Here is a 15769-nt window from a genome sequence, read left to right on the forward strand (position 1 = left end):
TTTCATTACAGCATTTTAGCAGTTTTTATTGCATTATATTGACGTTATGACCCGCCATTTCCATGCATGATAGATGAACAGACACCGCCTCTTTCAGCGGTGCCTTCGGATACGATTATGTTGATAAGCTAGACTGGAGCAATGCGCAGCCACTGGATCGCTGCAGGATGGCCCGCAGCCGTCAGCACCAATCGGTGAGTGCCTTCTTTCGCCTGAAATTTCCGTGGTAACCGAAAGGTTTGCCAGCCGTTACCCTGCGTTTCAGACGCGCCAAGCAAGACGCCGTTTAAAAAGATATGAAGGCAGCCGTTGTCCTCCGCCCGAAGATGGATATCCAACGTAAAATCAAATGAAGCTTGGAAGGAGGGGACCGTAAATTCATAAGCAGTCCAATCATTTGGGGCTAATTGAACATACATCAGCTCATCCGGCTCCCATTCCTCACCCTTCATATGTTGAAAATTCGGCTTCTCCCGTCCACCTTCCACAAAACGGATAGCCGTACCGTCATTTACCCGAAAACCTGCGTTTTTCACGGCATTCTCACCTATGCTGAAGCTGGTGCCCGCCCCCTTGTATCCATAAAAAATGGCCGGAATACGGACGGGAGGCCTGCGGAATAAAGCGTTGACGACCTCAGGCCGGTACAAGCAGCGTTCAATCAACAGATTATCTAAATATTCCCACAGAATGCGTTCAGCCAAGTTCGCATTCGGCTTGACTCCGCCCTCTAAATAGTCAATAAGAAGCTGCCAGCCCTCAGGCATGATGACAGAACAAGGAGAGTTGGTGCATTCGAGCTTCTTCCAAGTCCAGAAATTCCATGAAATATCATGGTCTTCGTACAGCCTGAATACACCAGCAAACCAATCGCAGTTGTTCTCCCCGCCCTCGCCCATAAAGATCGGAACATTCCACTCTTCCCGTTTGTCCAAAAATGGCTGAATGCTCTCCGTATCCGGATTGTTCCAGTATTTATGAAATTGCAGCATGAGATTGTCATCGATCTTCTCATCGAAGATCGACCAGTCGGTAGCCCAGTGCGCGCCTTCCAAAATGATCATATGACGGTCATCCACTTCCCGGATCGCGTTCACAATCTCTTTATACAGCGGCATGACCTCGCCATTATACGCCGAGAACCAATCGGGAAGCGGCTCGTTCAGCAGATCATACCCCGCCACAATCCATTCGTCTTTATAACGGTCGGCGAGCATCCTCCATAACGCAACCGTCAACCGTTTATTGCGCTCATCCATGAACAGTTCCGGCTTGTCGTTCTCCGAATCGTCGATATTGGTACCGGTCTGCCCGCCGGGAGCGCCATGCAAATCCAGAATGACATAAAGCGAATATTTCCGGCACCACTCGATGACTCGGTCTATGAGCTGCAAACGTCCTTCTTTAACCTGCAGAGGTTCCCCCTCTTCTATTAGAAATCTGGCATTAATAGGCACGCGTACGGAATTGAAGCCCTCCGATGCGATTTTTTGTATATCCGCTTCTGCCGTATAGCGGTCATAATAACGCTCCCAGAAATCGGCCGCCTTCGCCTCCCCGACCAAATCAACCATCAAACGTTCGATCCTTCTCGGACGGTCGCCTTGACCGGGAAACCGCCACATATAGCCTTCAGGCAGCAGCCAGCTGCCGAAACCGACGCCGCGAAGCAGTATTTCTTTTCCCTCGCCGTTTATCACTTTCTTCCCGGAAGCTTTTAGAAACCCCCGCACTTCATGATTATGCTCCATCTCCAACTCCTCGTCCCTTCTGGGGTTAACCTTTAATCGCGCCTTCCGCTATACCGCTCAAAATATATTTTTGCAGAAGCAAATACACGACCATAATCGGAAGCATCGTCAGCACCAAAGAAGCCAGAATCGCCGACCAGTCGTTGTTATACTCGCCGAATAGCATATTTGTAGAAATGAGCAGCGTGTAATAATCCGAATCCGTAAGCATAAGCAGCGGCAGCAGAAAATCATTCCACATCCACAAAGCATTCAATATTGCAACCGTTGCCGTAATGGGCAGAAGCAGAGGAAAGATGATGACGAAAAACAAACGGAAATCGCCGCATCCGTCCATAAGCGCCGCTTCATCCAAATCTCTTGGAATCGACTTAACGAAACCGTGGTAAAGAAAGATGGCCAGCGCGACTCCAAGCCCGATATAGATCAATCCTAGACCAAGTGTAGTCCCTTGAACCTTAAACTCCTTCGAGATTTTGACAAGCGTAATCAGAATCGAATGAAACGGGATCAAGGATGACAAAACGAATAATGCGAACAAGAAATGGCTTAGCTTTCCCGGTGTCCGCGACATTTTGTACCCGGCCATTGATGCGAATAAAATGATTCCCGCAACACCCGTTAACGTCACGACGATCGTGTTCCAGAAACTTCTTAAAAAATCAATCTTCCGGTATGCGTCGGCATAATTGCTGAACGCCGGACGGGTTGGAAGCGACAAAACCCGATTCAGCATTTCCCCGTCCGATTTCAAGGAATTCAGCACCGCCATATAGATAGGAAATAGCGTGATGATCGCGGCGATTATTAAAAAGAGAACAATAAAAGCGTTACCGGCGCCGCGCCTGACCGATGAAAGATCCGTTTGCCGCTTCGCCATCAAGCCTCCACCTCTCTTCTTTTCATGATCCATAATTGAATCATCGTGATGAGCAGGACAATAGCGAACAGGATGATGGCTTTGGCGCTCGCATATCCAAAACGCTGATTGAAGCGGAATGCTTCCTCTACAATATTAAGCGCAATCACCTGCGTTGATCTGCCTGGTCCGCCGCCGGTTAACGCATATACGGCATCGAACACTTTAAACGAAGAGCTTAGCGTTAAGAAAATACCGATCGTAATCGCAGGATAGATCATCGGAAGCGTGACATGCCGGAAGGTCTGCACGCTGCTTGCGCCGTCAATGGCGGCCGCTTCTCTTAATTGCTCCGGAACTCCTTGCAACGCCGCAATATAAATAACCATTTGATACCCTACGCCGCCCCACAACGAGAGAATAATGATCGAGTAGAACGACCAGGATGGATCGCCAATCCACGATTGGTCCAAGAAGAGAAAACCTGATTTTTCCGCAATAGAAGGCAGCACTTTCGTGAAAATGAACACCCACATGAACCCGCCGATAATCAAGCTGAGCATATTGGGCGTAAAAAATACGGTGCGGAACAGCACCTTACTCTTCCTTCTCGACTCCACAAATACAGCCAAAAGCAGTGCGATAGCATTTTGCAAAACGACCATATAGATCACATATTGCAGCGTGAACCCTATCGATTTGATGAAATAAGGATCATTCCCAAGCGCTTCGGTATAATTGGAGAATCCCACCATTTCATAGGCGGGATTCAGGCCATTCCAATTCGTTAAGCTGTACCACACGCCCCCGAATGTAGGGGCGATGGTGAATACAGCGTAAAACAATAAGGCCGGAAGCACGAAGGCAAGAAGAATGACTGTTTGCTTGTTTTTTCGCGTTATGTTCATATTCGTCACTCCTTGTCAGCCATTTGCCTTCCTTATTGCGCTGTTTTGATCGCAGTCGCCCAAGCCTTATCCATACTCGCGATAAACTGTTCCTTTGTAACTTCTTTGGCGTAGTAGCTTTGCAGCAATTTCGACTGTTCGTCCGTTACTCCGTTCGGGAGCTTCAAATCTTGGTAGGCTTTGCCTTTCGCAACGTATTCCGACGCTTCATTCACCCATGGGAACACCTCGTACTTATGAACAGTAGACACCGGATTAAATTTCAGCTCCTGAAACAATGCTGATGAATCATTGGCATCATAGAAATAGTTCAGTAGATCAAGCGCCACTTCTTTATTTTTGCTGGTTTTCGATAAAGCAAGCGTCGTCGAAGTCGACAGGTTGATCATCGTGCCGGCCGCATTGTTGCTGACCGGAAGCGGAGCAACGCCGAATTCCATCTCAGGATTAACTTTCAAAATCGTTTCGGCATTCCACGGTCCTTGCACCCACATAGCCGCTTTACCGTTAGCAAAATCAGTAGACCCTGCTTCGTTTCCAACCTCGAAAGGTTTATCGGTGCCGTTCGCCATAATAAGATCGATAATGTTAAAAATATCTTGTACATCGGCGTACGAGGCTTCGCCTTTATTCATTTTCTCGATCCAGTCCGTATGCTCCGAGGAAATAATTCCGCCAAGGGATAGGGCTGTCATCAGCTGCGGCACCCACGACTCTTGGAAAGCAAGCAGGAACGGCTTGGTGTTATTCGCGTTCAGCTTTTCTACAACCGCTTTCATTTCGTCCAGCGTTTGCGGAGGCGTGATTCCTAAACCGCTGAATATTTTTTTGTTGTACAAATATCCCCATGACAAGCTCTCAAGCGGAAGCGCAACGACTTGACCGTCAAGCGTCACCGTGCTCTTTACGCTGTCATATAAAGTGGCGATCGCCGGCTGTGCCGTAAGATCCTCCAAATAACCTGCTTTATAGTAAGTAGGGAGATCGTTGGCATGAACATCGAAGATGTCCGGCGCATCGTCCGATGCGAGTCTGGCCTGCAGCACTTGCTTGGATTGATCCGGATTCGGCATCTCAAGATCAATCGTAACCTCGATATTTTTCTCCGCGAGCTCCTTCGCTTTGAACTGCTCAAAATACTTTTCAAATTGATCCTTAAACCTAGGCGAGCCAATCTGAATTTTCAATTCGACTTTTTGGGCTCCCGCAGCGGGCTCCTCCGTTTTCTCTGCGGTTCCTGCATGGGTTGCTGCCGCCTGCTCACCGTTACCTGTGGAATTAGAGCTGCAGGCAGCTAGCGACAACATCAACAATAAACCTACAAGTCCTAGATAAAGCGCTTTCTTCATCGTGTACATCCCCCTTTTTGATTTGGTGCTTCTTCAGTATAGATGAGGTAAGCAGGAGGAAGCATTAGAGCCGATTAGCAGCTTTTATTGCACAATATTGATACGGCATTACTTTACTTTTCCGCTGCGGGTATCGCCGGGCGTTACGCCGAAATGTTTCTTGAATACACGGTGGAAATAGGCCTGCTCCGGGTATCCGACCATGAGCGCCGCCTGCTTTATCGAAATATGCGGCTGCAGCAGAAGCTCTCTCGCCTTTTCCATACGCTTGCGGATAATATATTCGGTAAGATTCTCGTGAGTGGTTGTTTTGAATACGCGGCTTAAATGTTCCTTGCTCACAAAAAACTGATGGGCGACCGTTTCGAGCGTTATCGGATCGATGTAATGCTGGTCGATATAGTTCTGCACCTCAGCGATAACCAGACGGGATTTTGATTTTCGAATGGCTTCGATTTTATCGATCGCTTCCCCGTATTTGCGCCGGATCGTTTCCAGCGTATCGGACACGCTGCTCCAATGCGCAGCAGCCTCCATCTCCCGGGCCTGCGTCTCGAAGCCAACTTCATTTTCAGACATAAATTGTTCGAGAATTTGCGCAAAATCGTCGCCCATCTTGGCAAGCAGCGCCTGTTCCATTCCTTCCGGAAAGGAGCTTGCCAAAAACTCCTCCAGTTTGTTCACCGTCTGCAAGACGCCCGGCTTGCTTAATTCAAATAGAGAGGCGAATACGCGCTGCCGCAGCGCCATATAACGATCCATTAGAGCCGCGCTCTGGAATACAAGAGGCGATTTCCAGGATGTGTTTACCGTTTGTTTTTGAACTTCCAATTCCTCGATACATTTCTTGAGCGCAGCATTCAGCTCGTCCGGATCAACCGGCTTCAGCAAATAATCCACTGCCCGTGAATGGATGGCTTGCTTTAAATATTGGAAATCGTCATATCCGCTCATGACCACCACCTTAAGCAGCGGAAACTGACTGGTTAATTGCTGCAGCAGCTCCACCCCGTCGACGCCGGGCATTCTCATGTCCGTCAGTACGATTTGTGGTTCAAGCTCCTTGATTAAGCGCAGCCCTTCCTTGCCGTCCTCCGCCTCCCCGACTATCGTCAGCCGCAGGAAGTCCCATTCTCCCAGCGCCTTTATAACCTCTCTAGCCCACGGTTCGTCATCAATAATCAGCACTTTATTCATGGCTGTCCTCCCTGTTATGCAAAGGCAATTTAAGTACGATCAATGTCCCTGCCTCAGGTTTACTGAAAAACCGCAGGGTTGCTTTCCCGCCAAAATGCAGCTTTAATCTCGAATCGACATTTTGCAGACCGATACCCTTCCGAATTTCCGGCTTCTCCTTGTCCTTTTCCGGACGATCCGGCTTAAGCGCTATCCCTTCCTTCAGCTCAGCTCTAATCATACAAAGGCGTTTACGATCAACCCCTATTCCATTGTCTTTAATCAAAATAAGGATATGGGCCTTAATCGTCTTCACTCGTATTTCAATCTGCCAGGCCCCCTCCTTCGGCTGCAGGCCATGCTCGAAAGCATTCTCCACAAGCGGCTGCAGCGTGAACCTTGGAAGGCTAAGCGCTTCCCCGGAACCGTCGCTTTCGACCATAACGGTGCACCGTCCCATGAAACGCTGCTCCTGAATAAACAGGTAGTTGCGGATATGCTTCAGCTCATCCGCAAGCGTCGCCGAATCGTGGCCGGAGCTAATCGAATACCTTAGCAAATCTCCTATGCCCTTCGTAATTTTATAGATTTCGGGAGCGCCTTTAACAAGTGCCATTCCTCCGATCAAGTTCAGCGTATTGTTTAAAAAATGAGGATTAATTTGCGCTTGCAATGCCATTAGCTGCGCATTTTTCACTTCGATTTCTTTCTGATATTCGTTTTCTATCAATTCCTTCATTCGCTTCATCATGGAATTATAACCTCGCTCCAGCAGCCCGATTTCATCTTTGCTTTGCACGGATGTCAGCTCAAATTGGTGAACCTTGGTCATTCTCATCGTCTTTGCAAGACTGACGATCGGTCTGGTTATACGAAGCGACACTGTAATAGACAGCAGGATAGAAGCGGCTGCGAACAATAATCCGGTTACAATTCCCGCCCGGACCGTATTATTAGCGCTTTCGGTTATCGCGGTGATAGGCAGCGCTTTGATTAAGGTGAGCTCGCCGTCGTCCACACGTTTCATAAAGAGAAAATAGTTATCTGTTTTCTGAATTTCCAGATCGGCATGCGCGGGTTGATCCCTACTCATTTGATCAATGACTTCATCGAAGCTTTGTTCAGGCGTTGAACCCGATAACCGTTCTCCTTCATCGTTGACTAAGAATACCGAGCTTTCGTCCTCCGATTTTAAAATATCGCTTACTTCCTTCCAGACATCCTTATTAATACGGACAGACAATCCGCCGAGCAGTCGGCGGTCCGCGAAGCGGTTAATGCTGTGAAACGCGAAAATCCCGTTGCCGGACTCTTTGAAATACATGTTAACGGGTTTTTGCAGCAAACGGGTCCAGTTGCCTTTTTGAATATCAAGAGAATATATGAGGCCGCTGTTTGCGTAGTTGACCGAATAAACCTTTTGGTTTTGATGAGTGTACAGCGCAAGCTCGTCAATTTTTTTGGAATTGGCATAAAAGGCTGTGGTCAACGTCTCCTGAATATACCGTTGTGTCCGGAATTGTCCGCCCAAATCCTGACTGTCTATCGTGCCAAGACCTTCTATCAATTGCTGATTAACTTGCAAGGAATAGAAGAGAACGTCGATTTGCCTAATTAATTCATCCAAATACTGATCCGCCCAAAGCATACGGGAACGGTTAGCTTCTATTATTTCTTTCTCTACCGAATTTCGCGTATTATTTGTCGCAATCCAGGTGACCGTCAAAACAGGCAGCGTGGTCAGACAAATCATCAGTATCATCAGCCTATAGCGAATACTCGTATGTTTCATGCTCTTGCCCTTCTTTCTGCCGCGATGACCAAACTCGTCGACAATAGTTGTCGAATGCTATTCGTTAGGATGAGGCCTTTTTCCTGCTAGCTTCCGTTGATACGTCAATTGTTCATTTCCAAATTGTAAAACTAGTATATACGATAAGCTAGATTGATAGGCACATGTAGTGACAAGCTTCTAATAGAATACATATGCTGAGAGAAAAAGAGGTGTTGGTATTTGTGATGAAATATAGGAGCAGCACAATTAGTAGTAAGTGGATTAAAACCAGCTGGCTGCTAAAGCAACCTAATTTACGCAAACATATCCCCCGGACTATGCTTTTTAATAAAAAGAATTTGATTTCAATGCTTTCCGAATATTCTACTATTTATTTTAAGCCTACGGACGGTACGGGCGGGGCTAACATTATCCGTATCAATAGAGAGAAGACAGGTTATCAGACCCAATATAACACCGCTAAATCCTCTTTCCCAACCATCGAAAGTTTATACAATAAGCTAAATCGTTTTTCTAATAAAAGATCATTTTTACTGCAAGAGGGTATCTATTTGGCCAGAACGAACGGAAACCCTTTCGATATTCGTGTCATGGTCCAGAAGTCGAACAAAGACACATGGGTATGCTCTGCCATTTTCACAAAAATAGGAAAGCCTGGAAAGGTTGCGACAAACTATCATCAAGGCGGAAAACTCAGCTATTTCCATCAAACAATGACGGGGGCAGGGTACAATGACTCGGTAATTAAACAGATAGAGGCAAAATTAAAGCAGCTCGGGGTCTCTGTCGGGAACAACTTTGATCAGCATAAGAAAGGGTTCAGAGAACTAGGTTTGGACGTAGCACTCGATCCGAAGGGGAAACCGTGGATTTTGGAGGTAAATACGAGACCCCAATTTTATCCGTTAAAAAACATGAAGGATAAAAGATTATATCAAAGAATCGTATTCTATGCGCGGCAATATGGAAGAACCCGTTAGCTGACGGGAGTTGCTGTTTAGAAGTCCCGTCAGCTCAAACTGATGACTAGTTCAATCGGCAAACGATTTTCCGCTGGCGGCAAGGGAGTGCCGAATTAGTTCCAGCGCTTTAGGCCCCATTCCGTGCAGTTTAAGAAGCTCGGCCTATAAAAAAGCCCCATTGCGTGCAAAGAATAATCTGAGATTATTCGATGCTTGCAATGGAGCTCTTTAGAATACTCTTGTGTGTTTAAAGGTTGACGGGCTGCCTTTATACGGACATTTTCTCGCCTGGTTTTAATACTAAGCCGTCAATCCCTTTCTTGTGCAGCTCCTGAACAAACCTTTCAGCTTCCTGCCGGATAATGGGGAAGGTATTATAATGAATGGGCACAACCCGCTTCGCATTGTACCATTCTGCCGCTTGCAGCGCGTCCTCCATCCCCATCGTGTAGCGGTCTCCGATTGGAAGAAACGCAATGTCGATGGCATGACGCTCTCCGATCATTTTCATATCACTGAACAAAGCAGTGTCACCTGCATGAAGGATATTAATCCCATCTATATTAACGATGAACCCCGCCGGCATTCCCGCATACAAAATACGTTTTTCCTCTGCCAGAACGATACCGGAAGAATGGAACGCCTGCACCATTTTCGCCTTCGCAAATCCCAGATCTACCGTTCCGCCAATATTCATATCGATCGTTTTAACGCCCTGCCACGACATATAGGCGGCAAGCTCGGCGATAGCTACGACTGGCGCATCATTGTTTTTGGCTATCAGATCGGCGTCTAAAATATGATCGGTGTGCGCGTGCGTCAAGAGAACGGCGTCCGTTCTAATGTCCTCCGCCTTCGATACAGCTAATTCATTGCCTCTCAGAAAGGGATCAATAATTAGCGACTGATCCCCTGCTGCTATTTGAATACAAGAGTGACCGTGATAAATAATCTCCATAACTTTTCAAGTCCTTCCGCTATAATTTTTTCTCCGTCACCTCATCATCGACCAATTTCGCATACACTATAACTTTACCCGCGCAATCACGCGAGCAACGGAAGAATCCGCTCTAATATGAAGCGGCAGCGCTATAATTTCAAAAGCATCGACGTCCAGCAGCCGTTGAACGTTCTTTAAGTTCTCGATTATGAAAATTTGGTTGACGAACAAGCGTTTATGGATGTCAAAAGGATCTTTATCCGGTGACGGAGTATCCAAGCCTATCATTTTTACCCTTTTTCTAATGAGCAGATCAACAAATTCCGCAGTCAAAACCGGATAATCTGTAAAATACGCTGGCTGACCATACAGCTCGGCATGGCCAGTATACAAAATGACGATTTGTTCCGCTTTGATTAGCTCCTCGTATTCTTCCTTATAGTCAATCACGCTTATTCCATATACGTCGAGCAAAACGCCGTCTCCGATAAATTTCTCCACGGAAAATTCATTTATATAACGCTGAATGTCCATTAAATGCATGGGTCCATCTATATGAGTCCCCGCATGCATATTAATGGAAAGCTGATGATTGTTGTAGCCGTCTTGGCTCATACGCTTGGATTGTTCCAATACAGTCTCCGCATCTCCCGGATATACCGGCATTCCGTCATGAATGAGATGTGTAAGATCAATGATCATACTGCATGATCTCCCTCCAAAGTTACATATGTAAAAAATAACCTATTTCAACGGATATGTATAGTCATATATTTAAAGGCTGATATGGGTTCGATTATTGAAGAGGTTTCTGAGGAGTTTGGAATGTGGATCATTCGGATTAAATCGTATGCCGTAAGGCGGCAGCCTTGGTCAAGAGCGCTTCCTTCATCACCGTTTGCTTTATCCTCTTTTGCTGAAGCGGCTTAGGCTGGAGAAAAAATGGTTCGTCTTGAAAGATTGCCAGCAATGCTTGCGTTACCGCTTTGGCTGCTAAAGCTTCGTTTTCAAGCAAGTAATAAGCAGCTTGATAGGCATAAACTTCGTGCTGCTTTAGTATGGATGCTTTCCGCTGCAGCTCTTCTTTCATGGTCATTGTCTTCATCACTACACTTATTCACCCTCCTGCCATCCCCTGTCCGACAGCAGTCCATAACATTCAAGCTGCCTGCCGGAAAACACGATCTATTGTTGATTGCGGATAATGTAACTATACAGGAATCCATTTAGTCCACCTAGTACCATGTTTCCATAGTACTTGACAGCACCCATCCGCTCCTATGTATCGCTCTGAAGTTTCCATTATATCTCCTTTATTAAAGGAGAGCTCCCCATAATTAGTTAGGGCATACCCCAACAATTCTTGAGGAAATCAAATGAGATCAACCTATTTAAGGTACGTGATTCTGCGAAAAATGATGTTCTTACAGATGGGAAAAATTGCTAGAAAAATCTTTCTCTTTGAATGTATACATTTACAAATACACCACATAATAACCTTACATCCAACGAAGGAGTGAACTTACATGAGCAGAAGAAATTCAAACACGTTAGTAGTACCGCAAGCAAAAGCAGCACTTGCACAATTGAAAACTGAAGCAGCACAACAGCTGGGTGTTACATTTTCACAAGATGGATACAACGGTAATTTATCGACTCGTGATGCAGGTTCTATCGGGGGATATATTACTAAGAAGCTGGTTCAAATCGCAGAACAACAATTAGGTCAGCGTAAATTCTAATAAATGGAAACCCCTTCATGATCTCAAGATCATGGAGGGGTTTTTTACATTCACTTGATTTCTGTGAAATCATCTAACTAGGGCCGTTATTTTTGAAGATGATAAGGTACTGTCGCGATGACCACATCTTTTTGTGTAAATAAATATGCACGGAGCATTAAACTCGTCTGGTTGTGAAGAAAATAGTGCCACCAGTGCTTGGTAATAAATTGCGGAATGAGAATGGTGATATGATCCGTTTCGGCAGTTTTCCATTCAATCGTATCAATAAATCTCATTAACGGCCTAATGATGCTCCGATAACTTGAGCGAAGTACGATAAGACGGACGCCGGGATTCCACTCTTCCCATTTCTTCTCCATCCGCTCAATATCCTCATCATCAAATCCGACGTATACGGCAACTACATTTTCCGTCAATGATTTGGCATAGCTTAACGAATGATTAACGACACGGGTAATTCCCGCAATTGGAACTACGATCGTGCTTCCTTTTATGACAGGCTTATCCTTTGCCATATTAATCCGCAATTCGTCCGCCATGTTCCGGTAGTGGCGGTGAATACCGAAAAAGATAAAAATAACGATCGGCAAAAAGATAAATACCATCCACACGTGGCTAAACTTCGTAAAGATGAAAATCAGCGTGATCGCAAGCGTCGTCAACATCCCGACCGTGTTAATGATGAATGGAAATATCCAGCCTTTTGGCTTCAATTTCAACCAGCGTACCATCATCCCCAGCTGGGATAAGGTGAATGGAATAAATACACCTACCGCATACAGCGGAATTAAATTTTCGGTATTGCCGTGGAAAGCAATAACAAGCAGCGCCGATAAGACGCCTAAAATAATAATGCCATTTGAAAATCCTAAACGGTCCCCGCGAGCCATAAACATATTCGGCATGTATTTATCCTTTGCCAGCATGAAGGCGAGCAATGGGAAAGCAGCATAAGCTGTATTGGCTGCCAGAAACAAAATCAGAGCGGTTACTGCCTGTATACTATAATAAATTACCCCTCTGCCGAATGTTGCATTCGCAATTTGCGAAACAACCGTTTCTTTTTCATTCGGAGTAATGCCGTACCAATAGGCAAGCAGGCTGATCCCGATAAACATCGCACCGAGAATCGTACCCATCATAATAAGAGTAGCGGCCGCATTGCGTTCAGCCGGCTGTTTAAAGTTAGGAATAGCATTGGACATCGCTTCAACGCCGGTAAGGGCCGAACACCCTGAGCTAAATGCCTTTAATAACAAAAACAAGCTGATATTCGAGACGGTTGCGCCCATCTCTGGAGCAGCGGCATGAATGCCTCCGGCTGCATATTTGATAATACCGGAAATGATAAGCACGAAAATGGCTATTACAAACAAATATACCGGAAATGCTAACACGGATGCGGACTCTGTAATTCCTCGCAAATTGATAATGGTCAGCACCAAGATCATCACTAACGCAATTAAAACACGATGATCATGAAGAGATGGAAAAGCTGAAGTAATAGCGTCTGTACCGGCAGATGTGCTGACGGCAACCGTTAGAATATAATCGACAAGGAGCGAACCACCGGCTAACAGACCTGTTGAAACGCCCAAATTGTCTTTGGCTACGATATAAGCGCCGCCACCCGTCGGATAAGAAAAGATGGTCTGACGATAGGATAAAATTAAGACTAATAACAGTCCGAGCACAGCGAGCGATATCGGAATCGAATACCAAACGGCTGCAAATCCTACCGCCATTAACACAAGCAAAATTTGCTCCGTGCCGTAAGCGACCGATGAGAGCGCATCTGATGACAATACGGCGAGCGCTTTAAGCTTGCTTAGCTTTTCACCTTCGATTTCTGTGCTTTTCATTGGACGTCCGATTAGTAATCGTTTAAATCTGCTTACCATGATGATGCCCCATTTCTTATCACTGGATATTTAAAATTAAACACCGTGATCAAACTCTCCATATATCTTGTTCGCCCGTTCATTTGTTATACACCTATTCATCAGCCATTTAAACCATTTAAACACAAGTAAATCATAATTTTGGACAAAAAAAAGCCGCAGGAAAGTAAGGACTTTCCCACGGCTTTACCAAAATAGTTTGGCAGGTCGTGAATAATTCCTCTTCTGGACGCTTACGAGGTTAGCTGTCGGATTCGGGCGCAAAAGTCGCCCTACACTTAACAAAAGCCAAGTGATTCACCCCTGAGATCAGATCGGTTGATCTGTCCTCTATGGTTCCCCCGTTTCTTCTTCAGAACTCAGCGATAAAGGTTAATTATTGAACAAGATATGATGATTGATCACGAATTGAATCATACTCCTTCCAAAAAGTGTTGTAAAGGAACAGATACAATCAAATTGATTTGAAATATCACCTTGTATAATCGATTAAACGCTTACATCCCGTTCAATCTTTCCATATCGTTCTAATGCTCCATCTCACAGTAACGGATCTTGAGATTATATCTCAAGATCCGTTACTGCACCTTTTGATGCCGATGATACGAGCTTCGCATACTTGGCAAGCACACCCGATTTATATTTAAGCGGAGGCTTGATCCAATGATTTGCTCTTGCTTCCAGCTCCTGTGGCGTGATATCAAATTGTATTTCCTGCGCCTCGCTGTCAATGGTTATCATATCCCCTTCTTGCAAAAATGCAATCGGCCCGCCTACCTGAGCCTCCGGCGATACATGACCTACAACAAAGCCGTGCGAACCGCCCGAGAACCGTCCGTCTGTAAGCAGAGCAACCTCGCCGCCTAAGCCTTTTCCTATAATTAATGCGGTTACCGAAAGCATTTCCGGCATACCGGGCCCGCCTTTTGGTCCAGCGTACCTGATGACCAGCACATCCCCTTTAACGATTTCGTCATTCGAAATGGCTATTGTCGCTTCTTCCTCGCTATTATAGACGCGTGCGGGGCCCGAGAATTTCAGCTTTTTTAAACCTGACATTTTTGCCACTGCGCCCTCAGGAGCAAGATTGCCTCTCAGCACAACCAGTGGACCCGTTGGTTTCAGCGGACTCTCGAACGGACGTATGACCTGTTGATTTTCTTTCAGAGGCTGTGCTTCAGCCAAGTTTTCAGCAATTGTTTTTCCTGTGACCGTAGGACAATCGCCATGGAGCAGACCTTTTTCAAGCAGCATTTTCATAACGCCCGGTACGCCGCCATTATCATTCAGATCCTGCATGACATATTTGCCGCTTGGCTTTAAATCAGCAAGATGAGGCACTTGTTTACGAATCCGTTCAAAATCGTCTAAAGTTAAATCAACCTCAACCGAGTGCGCCATTGCCATGAGATGAAGCAGAGCATTCGTTGATCCCCCAAGGGCCATAATGAGGGTGATTGCATTTTCGAACGCTTTTTTTGTCATAATGTCGCGCGGCCGTATATCTTTCTCAAGAAGCTTGATAACGGTTCTTCCCGCCTCTGCGCATTCAACTGCTTTATAGGAAGAAATGGCAGGCGTGGATGAAGATCCGGGTAAGCTCATCCCTAAAGCTTCGACCGCAGACGCCATTGTATTCGCTGTATACATCCCGCCGCAAGCGCCCGCACCCGGACATACCTGGCATTCCACTTCATGAAGCTCTTCATCCGTTAATTTTCCTTCTTGATATTGTCCTACCGCCTCAAATGCCGTAACGATATCCACATCTTTACCGTTCAGCTTTCCTGGTTGGATCGTTCCTCCGTAGACGTAAACAGCTGGTAAATTCATTCTGCCGATCGCCATCATGCAAGCTGGTGTATTTTTGTCACAGCCGCCAATTGCAACCAAGCCATCAAAGCGCTCGGCGTTTACTACAATCTCAATCGAATCGGCAATGACCTCCCTGCTTGGCAGTGAGAACAGCATCCCTTCATGTCCCATCGAAATGCCATCAGACACTGTAATCGTGTTGAAAATCAATGGAGCGCCGCCATGAGTGCGTACTCCTTCTTTTGCTTGCAGAGCCAATTTATCGATATGAACGTTACAAGGCGTTACCTCGCTCCACGTGCTTGCCACTCCGATCATAGGCTTTTTGAAATCTTCATCCTGGAATCCGACCGCTCTTAGCATGGCACGGTTAGGAACACGGTTTACACCCTCACTAATAACTTTGCTGCGAATACGCAAATCCTTTTCGTTTGACATCGGTGTCACTCCTTTTTTGTTATGTAGAATACATTTTTTAAATGCCGGTTTTTTCCATGCACTTTACCTTTGTATAATTCCCATGATGAACCTCGACTAGTCCTTGAACCTGGTCGTAATACCAGCCTTT

The 15769-nt window shown here is 45.9% G+C and carries 13 protein-coding genes and 1 riboswitch; of the genes, 2 read left to right on the top strand and 11 right to left on the bottom strand.

The window, feature by feature from the left end; translation table 11 throughout:
- Window positions 1-128: 128 nt before the first annotated feature.
- From AC0YNZ_RS03265 to AC0YNZ_RS03290, 6 genes are all read right to left on the bottom strand, one after another.
- A complete protein-coding gene (locus AC0YNZ_RS03265; RefSeq protein WP_475825231.1) occupies window positions 129-1751 on the bottom strand; it encodes a glycoside hydrolase family 5 protein in 1623 nt (540 codons plus the stop codon).
- Window positions 1752-1776: 25 nt separating this feature from the next.
- Window positions 1777-2631: a carbohydrate ABC transporter permease gene (locus AC0YNZ_RS03270; RefSeq protein WP_475825232.1), complete on the bottom strand. Its 855-nt coding sequence runs from the start codon at window positions 2629-2631 to the stop codon at window positions 1777-1779.
- Window positions 2631-3518, bottom strand: coding sequence for a carbohydrate ABC transporter permease (locus tag AC0YNZ_RS03275; RefSeq protein WP_475825233.1), 888 nt, complete (start codon window positions 3516-3518; stop codon window positions 2631-2633). The genes AC0YNZ_RS03270 and AC0YNZ_RS03275 overlap by 1 nt, the downstream gene beginning before the upstream one ends.
- A gap of 32 nt (window positions 3519-3550) precedes the next feature.
- Window positions 3551-4876: an ABC transporter substrate-binding protein gene (locus AC0YNZ_RS03280; protein WP_475825234.1), complete on the bottom strand. Its 1326-nt coding sequence runs from the start codon at window positions 4874-4876 to the stop codon at window positions 3551-3553.
- A gap of 99 nt (window positions 4877-4975) precedes the next feature.
- The gene (locus AC0YNZ_RS03285; RefSeq protein WP_475825235.1) at window positions 4976-6064 is read right to left on the bottom strand and encodes a response regulator transcription factor; all 1089 of its coding nucleotides are present in this window, start codon (window positions 6062-6064) and stop codon (window positions 4976-4978) included.
- A complete protein-coding gene (locus AC0YNZ_RS03290) occupies window positions 6057-7835 on the bottom strand; it encodes a sensor histidine kinase (RefSeq protein ID WP_475825236.1) in 1779 nt (592 codons plus the stop codon). Before AC0YNZ_RS03290 ends, AC0YNZ_RS03285 begins: the two co-directional genes overlap by 8 nt.
- Before the next feature lie 227 nt (window positions 7836-8062).
- Between AC0YNZ_RS03290 and AC0YNZ_RS03295 the strand changes: the two genes are divergently transcribed.
- Window positions 8063-8818 carry a YheC/YheD family protein gene (locus AC0YNZ_RS03295; protein ID WP_475825502.1) on the top strand — a complete coding sequence of 252 codons (756 nt, stop codon included), beginning with the start codon at window positions 8063-8065 and terminating at the stop codon, window positions 8816-8818.
- 250 nt (window positions 8819-9068) lie between these two features.
- Here AC0YNZ_RS03295 and AC0YNZ_RS03300 read toward each other — a convergent pair whose 3' ends face one another.
- From AC0YNZ_RS03300 to AC0YNZ_RS03310, 3 genes are all read right to left on the bottom strand, one after another.
- Entirely contained in the window at window positions 9069-9758 is a 690-nt protein-coding gene (locus AC0YNZ_RS03300) for a metal-dependent hydrolase (protein WP_475825237.1), read from the bottom strand.
- Between the two features lie 66 nt (window positions 9759-9824).
- Entirely contained in the window at window positions 9825-10442 is a 618-nt protein-coding gene (locus AC0YNZ_RS03305; RefSeq protein WP_475825238.1) for a cyclase family protein, read from the bottom strand.
- Window positions 10443-10581: 139 nt separating this feature from the next.
- Window positions 10582-10848, bottom strand: a complete 267-nt coding sequence (locus AC0YNZ_RS03310; protein ID WP_475825239.1) for a hypothetical protein — start codon at window positions 10846-10848, stop codon at window positions 10582-10584.
- A gap of 418 nt (window positions 10849-11266) precedes the next feature.
- Here AC0YNZ_RS03310 and AC0YNZ_RS03315 point away from each other — a divergent pair, with 418 nt between their 5' ends.
- Window positions 11267-11482 (top strand): alpha/beta-type small acid-soluble spore protein, encoded by a 216-nt coding sequence (locus tag AC0YNZ_RS03315; protein ID WP_110769387.1) that lies wholly within the window; start codon window positions 11267-11269, stop codon window positions 11480-11482.
- An 86-nt stretch (window positions 11483-11568) separates the two neighbouring features.
- Here the strand turns inward: AC0YNZ_RS03315 and AC0YNZ_RS03320 are convergent, their stop codons facing one another.
- A complete protein-coding gene (locus AC0YNZ_RS03320) occupies window positions 11569-13386 on the bottom strand; it encodes an APC family permease (RefSeq protein WP_475825240.1) in 1818 nt (605 codons plus the stop codon).
- 215 nt (window positions 13387-13601) lie between these two features.
- A riboswitch (cyclic di-AMP (ydaO/yuaA leader) is annotated at window positions 13602-13761 on the bottom strand.
- 186 nt (window positions 13762-13947) lie between these two features.
- Entirely contained in the window at window positions 13948-15639 is a 1692-nt protein-coding gene (gene ilvD / locus AC0YNZ_RS03325) for a dihydroxy-acid dehydratase (protein ID WP_475825241.1), read from the bottom strand.
- Window positions 15640-15769 lie beyond the last annotated feature (130 nt).

It is taken from the genome of Paenibacillus sp. J2L1-98 (genome assembly GCF_056269405.1).

What these genes read in the sequence shown, in the direction of transcription:
- AC0YNZ_RS03285 (WP_475825235.1), bottom strand. Translation starts at nt 6,064, where the DNA reads ATGAATAAAGTGCTGATTATTGATGACGAACCGTGGGCTAGAGAGGTT.
- AC0YNZ_RS03295 (WP_475825502.1), top strand. Translation starts at nt 8,063, where the DNA reads ATGAAATATAGGAGCAGCACAATTAGTAGTAAGTGGATTAAAACCAGC.
- AC0YNZ_RS03300 (WP_475825237.1), bottom strand. Translation starts at nt 9,758, where the DNA reads ATGGAGATTATTTATCACGGTCACTCTTGTATTCAAATAGCAGCAGGG.
- AC0YNZ_RS03320 (WP_475825240.1), bottom strand. Translation starts at nt 13,386, where the DNA reads ATGGTAAGCAGATTTAAACGATTACTAATCGGACGTCCAATGAAAAGC.
- AC0YNZ_RS03315 (WP_110769387.1), top strand. Translation starts at nt 11,267, where the DNA reads ATGAGCAGAAGAAATTCAAACACGTTAGTAGTACCGCAAGCAAAAGCA.
- AC0YNZ_RS03305 (WP_475825238.1), bottom strand. Translation starts at nt 10,442, where the DNA reads ATGATCATTGATCTTACACATCTCATTCATGACGGAATGCCGGTATAT.
- ilvD (WP_475825241.1), bottom strand. Translation starts at nt 15,639, where the DNA reads ATGTCAAACGAAAAGGATTTGCGTATTCGCAGCAAAGTTATTAGTGAG.
- AC0YNZ_RS03270 (WP_475825232.1), bottom strand. Translation starts at nt 2,631, where the DNA reads ATGGCGAAGCGGCAAACGGATCTTTCATCGGTCAGGCGCGGCGCCGGT.
- AC0YNZ_RS03290 (WP_475825236.1), bottom strand. Translation starts at nt 7,835, where the DNA reads ATGAAACATACGAGTATTCGCTATAGGCTGATGATACTGATGATTTGT.
- AC0YNZ_RS03275 (WP_475825233.1), bottom strand. Translation starts at nt 3,518, where the DNA reads ATGAACATAACGCGAAAAAACAAGCAAACAGTCATTCTTCTTGCCTTC.
- AC0YNZ_RS03280 (WP_475825234.1), bottom strand. Translation starts at nt 4,876, where the DNA reads ATGTACACGATGAAGAAAGCGCTTTATCTAGGACTTGTAGGTTTATTG.
- AC0YNZ_RS03265 (WP_475825231.1), bottom strand. Translation starts at nt 1,751, where the DNA reads ATGGAGCATAATCATGAAGTGCGGGGGTTTCTAAAAGCTTCCGGGAAG.